The 11,501-nt window shown below is 65.8% G+C and carries 13 protein-coding genes; 1 reads left to right on the top strand and 12 read right to left on the bottom strand.

Annotated elements, in window-relative coordinates:
* On the top strand, positions 1-322 hold a 322-nt coding region (locus DYI24_RS12300), incomplete at its 5' end, for a hypothetical protein (RefSeq protein ID WP_502706338.1).
* 7 nt (positions 323-329) lie between these two features.
* Here DYI24_RS12300 and DYI24_RS12295 read toward each other — a convergent pair.
* The 12 genes from DYI24_RS12295 to nosZ all read right to left on the bottom strand — a co-directional run.
* Positions 330-2,543, bottom strand: coding sequence for a sensor histidine kinase (locus tag DYI24_RS12295; protein ID WP_164572487.1), 2,214 nt, complete (start codon positions 2,541-2,543; stop codon positions 330-332).
* The gene (locus tag DYI24_RS12290) at positions 2,540-3,049 is read right to left on the bottom strand and encodes a hemerythrin domain-containing protein (RefSeq protein WP_164572486.1); all 510 of its coding nucleotides are present in this window, start codon (positions 3,047-3,049) and stop codon (positions 2,540-2,542) included. The genes DYI24_RS12295 and DYI24_RS12290 overlap by 4 nt, the downstream gene beginning before the upstream one ends.
* A 19-nt stretch (positions 3,050-3,068) precedes the next feature.
* Positions 3,069-3,464: a hypothetical protein gene (locus DYI24_RS28310; RefSeq protein WP_246701238.1), complete on the bottom strand. Its 396-nt coding sequence runs from the start codon at positions 3,462-3,464 to the stop codon at positions 3,069-3,071.
* Between the two features lie 3 nt (positions 3,465-3,467).
* Positions 3,468-4,346: a hypothetical protein gene (locus DYI24_RS12285; RefSeq protein WP_246701237.1), complete on the bottom strand. Its 879-nt coding sequence runs from the start codon at positions 4,344-4,346 to the stop codon at positions 3,468-3,470.
* The gene (locus DYI24_RS12280) at positions 4,343-4,633 is read right to left on the bottom strand and encodes a DUF2249 domain-containing protein (protein WP_164572485.1); all 291 of its coding nucleotides are present in this window, start codon (positions 4,631-4,633) and stop codon (positions 4,343-4,345) included. The genes DYI24_RS12285 and DYI24_RS12280 overlap by 4 nt, the downstream gene beginning before the upstream one ends.
* Before the next feature lie 86 nt (positions 4,634-4,719).
* A complete protein-coding gene (locus DYI24_RS12275) occupies positions 4,720-5,190 on the bottom strand; it encodes a hypothetical protein (RefSeq protein ID WP_164572484.1) in 471 nt (156 codons plus the stop codon).
* A gap of 38 nt (positions 5,191-5,228) precedes the next feature.
* Positions 5,229-6,227 (bottom strand): FAD:protein FMN transferase, encoded by a 999-nt coding sequence (locus tag DYI24_RS12270; protein WP_164572483.1) that lies wholly within the window; start codon positions 6,225-6,227, stop codon positions 5,229-5,231.
* An 11-nt stretch (positions 6,228-6,238) separates the two neighbouring features.
* Complete coding sequence (locus DYI24_RS12265; RefSeq protein ID WP_164572482.1) at positions 6,239-6,790, bottom strand: nitrous oxide reductase accessory protein NosL; 552 nt, start codon at positions 6,788-6,790, stop codon at positions 6,239-6,241.
* On the bottom strand, positions 6,787-7,614 hold the full coding sequence (locus tag DYI24_RS12260; RefSeq protein ID WP_164572481.1) for a DUF2705 family protein: 828 nt from the start codon (positions 7,612-7,614) through the stop codon (positions 6,787-6,789). The genes DYI24_RS12265 and DYI24_RS12260 overlap by 4 nt, the downstream gene beginning before the upstream one ends.
* A complete protein-coding gene (locus DYI24_RS12255) occupies positions 7,611-8,516 on the bottom strand; it encodes an ABC transporter ATP-binding protein (RefSeq protein WP_164572480.1) in 906 nt (301 codons plus the stop codon). Before DYI24_RS12255 ends, DYI24_RS12260 begins: the two co-directional genes overlap by 4 nt.
* Positions 8,513-9,877, bottom strand: a complete 1,365-nt coding sequence (locus DYI24_RS12250) for a nitrous oxide reductase family maturation protein NosD (RefSeq protein ID WP_164572479.1) — start codon at positions 9,875-9,877, stop codon at positions 8,513-8,515. The genes DYI24_RS12255 and DYI24_RS12250 overlap by 4 nt, the downstream gene beginning before the upstream one ends.
* Positions 9,878-9,879: 2 nt before the next feature.
* Positions 9,880-11,501, bottom strand: a 1,622-nt coding sequence (gene nosZ, locus DYI24_RS12245) for a TAT-dependent nitrous-oxide reductase (RefSeq protein WP_164572478.1), incomplete at its 5' end; no start/stop codon positions are given.

The raw sequence follows: 11,501 nt of genomic DNA, 5'->3' as shown, positions 1-11,501 counted from the left end.
GATACCCTCTGCCGAACCGCGCCGTCCCCCGCCCCGAAAAACCTCGATCGGCGTATGGGCAATGGTGGCGGCGCTGCTGGTGCTGCTCGGCCTGGCGGTGTTCTTCGCCTATGAGGGGCTGGTGGTCGGCGATGTCGAGGTGCCGGCGCAAGGCTACATCGCCATGACGATCGGCATCGCGTTCTCGCTGGCGATCGGCATCGGTCTGATGGTGCTGGTGTTTTACAGCAGCCGCCGAGGCTACGACGAGCAGGTCACGATCCTCGGCCGGCGCCCGAACGACGACGATCTTCCGCCGCCCTCAGACAGCCGGACGCAATAGAGCGTCGCTACGCCGCGCCCTGCTCCGCCATCGCCCATTCCTCGCGGAGCAGCGGCAAGGTGAAGCTGAACACCATTCCGCCTGTGGGATTGGTATCCGCCCAGATCTTGCCGCCATGAGCTTCGACGATCTCGCGGCACACCGACAAGCCGATCCCCATGCCGCCCGGCTTAGTCGTCGAAAACGGACTGAACAGCCGCTCGCGCACATCGGGCGCGATGCCAGCGCCAGTATCACTCACGCTGAATTCCAGATGGCCTCTTTGCTGCTGTAGGCCCAGCGTCAATTGTTTGGGCGACGCGCCCGCCATCGCTTCGATGGCGTTGCGGACCAGATTGAGCACCACCTGCTGGATCTGGATCTTGTCGACCAGCACCTCACCAGAGTCAGCGAAAGCGGTTCGGACTGTGATGCCATCGTGCTCCGCCGCGATGGTGGCGAGCAGCGCGGCGTCCTGCAGCACGGAGCGCGCATCCTCGATCGTCCTTTCGGAGTCGCCCACTCCGACGAACTCGCGCAGGCGCCGGATGATCTCACCAGCACGCAGCGCCTGACCGTTCGCCTTCTCGACCGCGTCCTTGACCTTGCGCATCAGAAGGCTCGGCTCGGTGTCCTGCTCGATCATCCGCCGCGCGCCGGCCATGTAGTTGGCCACCGCCGCGAGCGGCTGGTTGACCTCGTGCGCCAAAGCCGCAGCCATCCGGCCGATCTCCGACAGCCGGGCGGCGTGCAGCAGCCGCACCTCGCCTTCCCGGACCGCCTCCTCCATGCGCTTGCGCTCGGTGATGTCGATGACGATCCCGACGTAGCGTTCGACCTCACCGTCCGGCCCGCGCAACGGCCGGCCGCGCGACAGCAGCCAGCGCGGCTCTGCCTCCGCGCCAGAATTCACGCGCCACTGCACCTCGAATTCGCGCCCGTCGGCGACCGCCTGCTCAACGGCTTCGACCGCTCGCGTGCGATCGGCGGGGTCGATCACCGAGATCCAGGTGTCGAATGACGGACGGCGGGCCTTCGGCCGCAGCCCGTACAGCCTGAACAGCGGATCGGTCCAGATCTGACGATTGTCCTCCATCCGCCATTCCCAAATCCCCGCATGGGCGGCGTCCTGGGCGACGCTGATCCGCTCCTCGCTGTCGTGCAGCGCGCGCTGATGCGCGATCACCAGCCGTGCCGCCTCGTCGAAGGCGCGGAAGGCGCGATCAAATTCGGGGATGCCGGATCGGCGCATCGTGATCCGCTCGGCGCATTCGAGCGCAGTCGCGCTGGCGGCCAGCGAACGGATCGGCGACGTCACGCTGCGGGCGATCCAGGCCGCCAATCCGCAGGAAATCACGATCACGATCAAACCGGCGGCGACCGCCAGCTGAAACGTTTGCAGGATGGGCGCTTCGAAGATCTCCTTCGGCTGCCCCACCGCGATGGTCCAGCCGGTGAGCTGCGAACGAAATGCCGATGAGACTTTCAGCACGCCCTCGGGCGTCGAGAATTCCTGCAGCCCCTCGCGCCCCAACAGCCCGCGCCAGCTTGGTGAAATCGCCCGCCCGGCCCATTCGCCCGGCAATGAGCGTGCCACCAGATGGCCGTTGCTATCTGCGATCGCGGCTTCCCAACCTTCCGGCAGATGCTGGGCATCGAGCAGCGCGCGGATCTGCCGGGGCTCGATCTCGATGATGAGTTGACGAACGACCATCCCATCGCGCCAGACCGGCATGGTGATCCCGATCACCGTCTCGCCGTCGAGCGTACGGGCCAGATATCCGATCTGCGGCGTCGCCGTCGCTACCGCGCGCTGCCCAGCCGCCAGAACATCCGCATCGGCCAATGGCTGCGGATCGCTGTCCGCCGTCGTGCTGTCGAGCAGGATACGGCCGTTGCGATCGGCGACCTGGATCTTGGCGAACGGCAATGCCGCCAGCGTTCGGGCCGCCTCATTGCGAAAACCGGATAGATCATCCGCGAGCAGCGCCGGCGATGCCGTCAGCGTCTCCGCCGCATAAACATAGCGGCTGATCTCCTTGTCGACGCTTTCCAGCAGCAGCCGCCCCGAATACAGCAGCGCCTCGTTCTTGACCTGCCGCTTGCTGTCGGTGAGCTGGGCCACAATCACCAGGGCCAGGATCAGCATCGGCACCGCCGCGACCAGCGCGATCAGCACCAGCCGGCCGTGGATGCCGATCAGGCGGCCGAAGCCGCGGGGCGCGGCGGGCGATGCGGTCATGTCGCTTCCGCTCCTTGCGAGGCGCGGACATAGGCATCGTAGAGACGAGCTTCGGTGGCGTCGTCCATGGTCTGATCGAGCAACGGCAGCAGCGCCATCTCTTCCTTCTGGACATGCACCACCATGCGCTGCACCAACTCGGCGCCGGAACGGCTGAACTCGCGCCAGCTCTCGGCGTCGAAGCCGCCAGTCTGAGCGGCCCGCGCCAGAGCGATCAGCTTCTCGCCGAGCGGCCGCATGAAGCTGTGCTCCTCGGTCAGGTGATCGCCGATCAGTTGGTCGCCGACCGAGTCGAACATCGTGAACAGCTGGGTTTCTTCGAAGTCGAAATGGCGCAGCGTGTCGGCTTCGATCGCGGCCGCGAGATCGGCGAGCAGCCGCGCGCCGGCGGAATCGGCAATGCTGATCGGCTGCCGGCGCGAGATCGCCGCCTCCAGTCGCTCCATCAGCGCGATGGTGGCGCGATGTTCGTCGTGCAGGGTCTGGCTGATGCGGTTGGCGAACATGGCAGGCTCCTTAATGACCTCAGTTGCGGGTGCGGCCGGACATCAGCGACGGCAGGACGCCGCCGATGTAAGCAGCGAAGGCCAGCGCTCCGGCGGCGCCGACCATCGCAGCGCCGGCAGCGAGCTGCGGAATGTCGAACACGATCGCCAGCGCCAACGCGGCGATCGCGATCAAATGGCAGACGGCGTGCATCTTGAGCGGAGCGGACACGCCGAGGTCCGTCAGCAGCGGCGGCCCGCCGCTGGCGCGTCTGACATGCATTGAGGCCAGAAACGGCACGATCCGCTGCAGCACACCGAGCAAGAACGTCATCAACCAACCGCCGAGCGCCACCAGGCCGAACAGCGTGGGCCCGCCGAGTCCAGCCCAGCCCTGTAGAGCAGCGAGCGCGGCGAGCGGCGTCAGCGCCAGCATCACCTAGGAGAAACGGATCAGTACGAACGACAGGCCGAGACGCTTGCGCATGCCGCCGGCGAGCGCGACACGCATCAGGCCAAGATGCAGGCCGACCGCAACCGCGCCGACCACACAAGCCGCTGTCTGCAGCGCAGGGACATCGCGAAGCGCCCCGATCGTGCCGAGCGCCACTGCGGCAGCGGCGGCGCCGAAACCGAACCACGCGGTCCGCTGATCCGGCGCATTCGACAGCGCGAACATCGGGATCAGCACATGGCTGAAGCCGAGCGCCAGCATGCCCATGAAGCCGAAACCGCCGAGGATCATGTGAGCGCGGGCTGCGGCGGCGTGATCAATCAAGAATCCAAACCGGTCATCGAGCGACAGCGCGAGCCCAAGCGCCACGAGCGCGATCAGCGACGCGAACGCCGCCCAGCCATAGGCGCGCACCACCCGCATGCTGCCGGCGCGGCGCAGATTGTCGGCGAGCAGCGCAGCGAACAGCAACAGCCCCAGCGTCGACGCTGCAGCGCCGCCGATCATCCAGGCGCTGTCGACAATCGCCATGCCGGCAATCAGCACCATGGCGCCGGGGATCAGCAACCAGGATGCCAGCCGGATCGGCCAGACTGCCGCCAGCGGCTTAGTGGTCGCTACGGGAAGAAGCTGCACGGCGGCGCCGACCGCGGTGAATGTCAGCACGCCGAGCGTCAGCAGATGCACCGCGGCCAGCGACGGGCCTGCGCCGCCGCGAAACCGTGGGAAGTCATCCGCCGCGAACAGGACGGCGCCCCACAGCAGCACGTGGCACACCGCTGCGGCGACGAAGAATCGGAACGGCACCGAAGCCGGCAGCAGCCGGCTCTTGGCCGTGCCGAGAAATCCGCTGGCGCCGATCATGCCGAGCCTCGCTGAATCTCGAGCACCACCTCGCCGTCACGCAGCAGCGTGTCGCCGGCCGGCGTCACCAGGCGATGGGACCAGCCGCGCGCGTCCAGCTCAGGATACAGCAGCAGCGGCTCTTGGCTGACCAGCGCCGTCAGGCCGTCACCGGCGTCCCCACCATCGATCAGGCGCAGCACCGCGACCAGCGGTTCGGGACACGGCAATCCACGGACGTCGAGGTGCAGCCGGTCGCCGACATACCAGCGGCGCCCACGTTCGGATTGGTCTTTGCTGCGGCTCATTGCGGCTCACTCCATGGCTCAGCCGACGCTAACCGAGCGGCCCCGGCCATCGTTGTTCTGTCGCAAGCTCAATCGCGAATGGCGGGTCAGAACAGCCCGTGCGCACCGCCGACCGCGCCGAGCACGGTGATCAGCGAAATCGCGCTCAGCACCCGATGGCCGCGGAGCGCCACCCGGAACGCGCGGTCCGGATCGCGGCGCGCCCGCGCGTCGAACCAGGCGTGCAGAAACAGCGGCTCGGCGACAAACAGCATCATGATGAAGATCGCCCACAGCCCGAGCATCGCGCCGAGCCACCAGAATTGCGGATCGGCGAGCTGCGCCCAGCGATCGTAGGCGTACAGCATGTAGAAACCGGAGATCCCGACCAGCAGCGTCGAGATTCGCGCCTGGGCGGCAAAGCGCCGCTCCAGCGCATCGAACAACGGCAGCCGCTTTGTCGCTTCCATGTCCAGAAGGCTCGGCAGGATCACGAAGGTGACGAACAGCAGTCCGCCGATCCAATGCACCACTCCGAGCACATGGATGATACGAAAGACGGTCGGCCAATCCAGCATCACGACATCACCGCAGCGTCAGAGCAGCACGAACTTCGTTAGGCGCGGAGCCACTGCACGCTCCCCTTTGCATCCGCCAGCAACACCTCGACGCCCGCCCGCGCGCGAAGGATCGCGGCGATACGGCTGCGGTCGAGCACGCTGAAGGCGGTCGATAGCGCATCGGCCTCCGTCGCGGTTGGCGCGACCACGCTAACAGAACGATACAACGACGGACTGCGTCCCGTCGATGGATCGAACAGATGCGTGAACTGCCCCGCCGGATCGAAGCGGAAGCCTGCGCCGGACGACGTTGCGATAGCACGATCCACCAACTCGACGGTGCCAAGCTCGACGCCGGCTTTCTCCGGATCGGCCAGGCCGACCCGCCAGGGCGCCCCGTCCGGCTTTGCGCCGATCGCCCGGATCTCGCCGATGTCGACCAGCGTGGCGGTCATGCCGCCGTTCCGCAGCAGATCGACCACGCGATCGGTGGCGAAGCCCTGGGCGATACCATTCAGGGTGATGGCGGCGCCCGGTCGTTTCAGCGCAATGCGGTCGGCCGAAACCAGTACGTCGTGGTAACCGACCTTGGCCAGCGCGCCTGCGACATCAGCCGTGGCCGGGCCGGCCGGATCGGCCCCTGACCGCTCGAAGTGACGTTGATACAGCTCCCACAATGGCTGCACCGTGGGATCGAACGCGCCACCGGTCTGTTCGGATAGACGGAGTGTCGTCCGCAGCAGCGCCACCATGTCCGGGTCCGGCGCGATCAGCACCCCGGATCGGTTCAGCGCGCAGATCGCCGAGTCCGGACGATACAGGCTGAATATCTGTTCGAGTCGGCGCACTTCACGCACGCTCGTCTCCACCAGCTTCGCCGCGGCGGCACGATCCGGGTGATGGATTTCGATCGACACCTGAGCGCCAAGCGCGGAGCCCCGCCACCGCACCGGCTCGCCGGCATGCGACGGCACCGCCCGTCCCAGCATCGCCATGCCGAAGGCGCTGGCCGCGATGGTGACGAAACGCCGCCGAGTGAGTGCTGACTGCGACATGGTGGTTCTCGCTAGTTCATCCGCGTTTCGGAGGCGCCATGATGATCACTCGCCGACGGCGTATCGCTGCCGAGCACGTAGTTGCTGGGAATGGCATCGAACGTCACGACGCGCCCGCCATTCGCCGCAACGAACGCTTCGGCAGCCGCGCGATCGCCGAACGGCACGGTCTCGGCCGCCCCCATCCCGCCACGCTTGCGGCTCTCGATCACGAAGAATGCCTTCTTGGCATCGACCCAGTTCGTTTCACCGGGCTGATCCCAGTTCGGCGCCCGGCCCATATCCGAGACGTAGATCGCGCGGATGTCGCGGGGCTGATCCGGCATCAGCGTAAAGGCGACCGCATCCCGCGCCGAGGAGAACCAGTACGGGTCGATCCGGCTTGCAGTAAGGATCTGTCCCTTGGGACCCGGATGCTCGACGAGGTTCATGCCGCAGAACACGCCCATGGCGTCGGCATTCAGCGCCACCGGCGGCGGCATCACAGCAGAGCCCGACTTGTCGTTGCAGCCAACGAGTAGCAGCGCGGCCGCGAGCACGACGATATGACCTGAAATCCTCATAGCTCCCTCCGGGCAAACACCGCGATCGCAAGGCCGAGCGGCAGCGCGATCCACGCCGCCATTCCGGCCAGCAGGCCGCCGAGACTGGGTTGAACCGTGCCGGCAAGCCCCGCCATGCCGGCGAACTGGCTAACATTGGTGCCGGTCAGATTGCTCAGCCGGTACAGATCGGTCGGATTGAAGAACAGCAGCACGTTGAGCACGCCTGCCGAGATCAGCCGGCCCTGATCGACCACCAACAGGCCGAGCAGCGCCATGTCGAACACCAGCACGAGTAACAGCCAGATGCCAACCGCAATGCCGGCTGCCGTGCCGCGCTGCCGCACCAGGCTCGAGGCCGCGTAGCCGAGCGCGACAAACACCGCACCGAGCAGCACCGAAGTCACGAGCATCGAGGCAAAAGAAGCCCAGCTCTGCGGCGACACTGGCGTGCCGCTGATCACCAGCGCGAGCGCCGAGACACCGTAGCCGACCAGCGTCGCGAAGCTCAGGATGGTGACGTGGCCGAGAAACTTGCCGAGAATGACGTGGGTCCGAGCGATCGGATAGCTCAGCAGCAAGATCATGGTGCCGCGCTCCATCTCGCCGACGATGGCGTCGTGCGAGATCAACAGCGCGATCAGCGGCAACAGAAAGATCGTCAGGCTCGACAGGCTGACGATCACCACATCGAGCGCCGCGGCGCCGACATGGCCGGTCGGGGCGCTGCCGAGCAGCGTCAGCGACAGCGACAATCCGGCGAGCAGCAGCGTCGCCGCGAATACCCAGCGATTGCGCAGGCCTTCCTGAATTTCCTTCAGGGCGATGACACCAATGGCCTTCATGCCGCCCGCTCCTGCTGCCGAAGGAAATGGGCGTACAATTCATCGAGCGTCGGCTCGGCGACACCGATGTCAGTGACGGCTGGATCGCCTGCCGCCTGCCGCAGCAGTCCCATTTTGCCGGCGTGATCGGCTACGCCGATCTCGCAGCGGCCATGCGCGACGACAGCATCGTTCGGCAACCATGCAGGATGCGCAGCCGGATCAGCCAGCTTCAGCGTCAGCCGGATCGGCAGTCCCGCGAGCGCACGCAGCTCAGCGAGCGTGCCGTCGGCGACCAGGATGCCGCGATTCATGATCAGAACCTGCTCGGCGCGGCCTTCGAGTTCGTCAAGCGCATGCGAGGAGATCAGCACGGTGGCGCCATCGCGCCGCAACTCGTCGAGAATTTCATAGAACGTCAACCGCAGCGCCGGATCGAGGCCCGTGGTCGGCTCATCGAGCAGCAGCACGCGCGGCCGGCCGAGAAGAGCCTGCGCCAGTCCGAGCCGTTGTCGCATGCCCTTCGAATACGTCCCCACCAGGCGCCGCGATGCCTCGCCGAGGCCGACCCGCTCCAGCAGAGCCGCGCCTTGCTTGGCGTCGCTCCCCTTCAGCCGCGCATAGAACGCCAACGTCTCGCGCCCGGTCAGCGCAGCGTTGAAGGCGACGTTCTCCGGCAGGAAACCAAGGCTGCGACGGCCGGCGAACTCGCCGGCCGCCGGGTTCTCACCGAGCACACGGATCAAGCCCCCGTCAGGACGGATCAGGCCGAGCATCAGCTTGATCAGCGTGGTCTTGCCGGCACCGTTGTGGCCGACCAGCGCGCTGAGCCGTCCGGGCACGAGCGCGAACGACACTTCGTGCAGCGCCCTCACCGCGCGATAACGCTTCTCGACGTGCTCGATGGCGACGGTCGCAGTCATGGCCCCACTCCCGGCATCGGCCGCGCCGGCGGCGCGATCAGCGGATGGGTATCGACCACCCCGCCCGGATACAGCGCCGGAAACTGGCTCTGCGCCCAACGCAGCACCTGCACGGCCGGGCTGTTGATCAGCACCTTGGCGGCCGGCGCGGTCCACAGCACGCGGTCGACCAGATCGTTCGGCCGATAGGCGGCGTCGGCAATGCCATCGTTGTTGAGGTCGAAGGCCGGATTGTCGCTCCAATAATTGCCGCGGCCATCCTTCGACCAGTCGAGGTCGCGGGTTCCGACGTACTTGACTTGATTGCGGTTGCCGATGAACGCATTACCCACGATCTCATTGCCTTCCGAACCGGCGGTGAAGTGCACGCCGATGTCACAACTCTCGAACCAGTTGTCGCGAAACCGGTTCTTGTTGGCGTTGTAGATGAACACGCATTTGGTCGGGCCGAACTGCGTATTCGCGGCGCCGTGCTCGGCCGGCATCATGCCCTTGTCGGCATCTGCGCCTTCGAAGTCCGCGCTGATCCCGGACAGCGGCCCACCGACCACGCGATTACGCTCGATGCGCGAGAAATTGGCGTAGTTGAGCAGCAGCCCGAAATCTCGATCTCGCTCGGAGACGTTGCCGAGGATCGTCAGCCGGTTGGAATACATGATGGCGTAGCCGCCATGATTGCCCACCGAGACATTGCCGCTGATTTCGCTGTCGTTGGTGTACATGTAGTGCACCGCGAACCGCACCTTCTCGAACCGGTTGTTGATGAAGCGGTCCTTGGTGCTCGTCACCGAGAAGATGCCGTCGCGGCCGTAGCGGATGGTGTTGCCGTCGACCACGACGTCCGGCGCATTCCACACCCGCACGCCGTTGCCGGCATCGTTCAGGCGGATCCCGCGCAGGCCGTCGATGGTGTTGTGGGCGACCCGCGATCCACGGGCGCCATGGATGTTGATGCCGAACAGATTGTCCTCGAGGCGGTTGCCTTCGATCAGTGCCCGCTCGGCGGTCTGCGTCAGAAACACCCCAGAATCCATCGCCTGCGGGTCGCGGCCGGAGCCGCGCACCGACAGGCCCCGCACCGTGACGTCTGGAGCCACCACGGTGATTACGCTGCCCTGCCCATGCCCGAGCACGGCAGCGCCGGGCTGACCGATCAGCACGAGCTTGCGCTCGATCCTGATCGGCCCCCGATAGTCTCCCGGCGCCAGCGCGACGGTGTCGCCGTCGCTGGCGCCGTTCAGCACCGCCTGCAGGTCCGACGACGGCACGACCTCGATGCGCGCGGCCGAAGCCGCGCCGGCCGCAGCGACGCTGAATAGCGCCACCGCCACCATGATCATCGATCGCACCGTCATCGCCATCCTCAGACGCTCTTCGGCTCGACCAGCATCCGGCCCTTCATCTCCATGTGCATGGCGTGACAGAACCAGGAGCAGTAGTACCAGTAGACGCCGGGACGATCGGCGGTGAAGGACACCGACGCGGTGGCATGCGGTGCGACTTCCATCTGGATACCGTAGTTGACGATCGAGAAACCGTGGGTGAGATCCTCGACCGTGTCGATGTTGGTGACATAGACGGTGACGTGATCGCCCTGCTTCACGTCGAACTCGGTGAGGCCGAAGTTCGGTGCGGTGGCGACGATGTAGACCCGCACCTTGTCGCCGTCGCGGACCACCTTGGAGTCTTCCTCCAGCTTCACGCCATCGGCCTTGGCCTGCTTCAGGGCGTCGGCGAACATCGGATCCGCCCGATCCCAGACCGAGATCGGATTGATCTTGGAGCGATGCACGATCGTCGCATCATGCGGCTCGGCGAAGCTCGGGCCGTCGTGCACCAGCTTCATCTTCTCCCCGGAAATGTCGATCAACTGATCGTTCTCCGGCTTCAGCGGACCGACATTGAGGAACCGGTCCTTGGAGAACTTATTCAGCGAGATCAGCCACTTTCCGTCGGCTTCCTTGGTCTGGCCCATCGACGAGTGGTTGTGGCCTGGCTGATAGTGCACATCGAGCTTGTCGATGATCGGATTGACCTTCTCGCCCTTGTAGGCACGCTTGGCCAAATCGATGTTCCATTTGCAGATCTGGCTGTCGATGAACAGCGTGGTGTAGCCGTTGCCCTTGCCGTCATAAGCGGTGTGCAGCGGGCCGAGGCCGAGTTCGGGCTCGGCGACCACGACGTCGCGCGGTTTGATCTTGTCGTCGAACAGCTGGTCGAACAGCCGCACGTCCATCACCGTCACGGTCGGCGACAGCTTGCCGTTGGCGACGATGTGGATGCCGTCCGGCGCGGTGTTCATGCCGTGCGGACCGTTCGGCACCGGGACGTAGCGGGTGTAAGGCGAGCCATGGCGGCCGTCGATCACAGGCACGCCGCCCATTTCCTTGAAGTCGCCCTTCTTCACCGCCTCTTCGATCCGCTTGAGATTGAAGATCACCACCCAATCCTGGTCGTTGGCGGTCATCTCGGCGGCGGTGACGCCCTCCTCCGAGTTGTAGCAGGTGGCGAAGGCGTACTTGCCCTGATAGTCGGCATCGACGTTGTCGAGGTTGCCGTCGACCATCACCTGCCAGGCCACCTTCATGGTGTCGCCGTCGACCGCGGTGAAGATCGCGTGGTAGTCCTTGGTCTTCGTCAGGTTGTGACCGTCGTTCGGCAGCGGCACGCGGTCTTCGCCGTTGCAGAACACGTAGCCGGTGCGCGGATATTTCTGCACGCGCAGGCCGTGCACGGTGTGCTGGTTCGGAAGCTGAATGATCTTGTCGCACTTCATCACGTCGAGACGGACCCGCGCGACGCGGGTGTTAGCCTTGTCATTCATGAAGGCGTAGCGGCCGTCATAGGTGCCTTCGGTGAACGACAGATGCGGGTGATGCAGGTCGCCGTTGACATAAGTGCCGCCGCGGCTCTTCAGGAATTCGCGGCTCTCGGGCAGCAGGCCTTCGGTCAGCACCTTGAGGCTTTCGTTGGTCTGGCCCCAAC

The sequence above is a fragment of the Rhodopseudomonas sp. BR0C11 genome (assembly GCF_010820945.1).
Taxonomy (GTDB): Bacteria; Pseudomonadota; Alphaproteobacteria; order Rhizobiales; family Xanthobacteraceae; genus Rhodopseudomonas; species Rhodopseudomonas palustris_H.
This window is presented reverse-complemented; position numbering and strand designations above follow the sequence as displayed.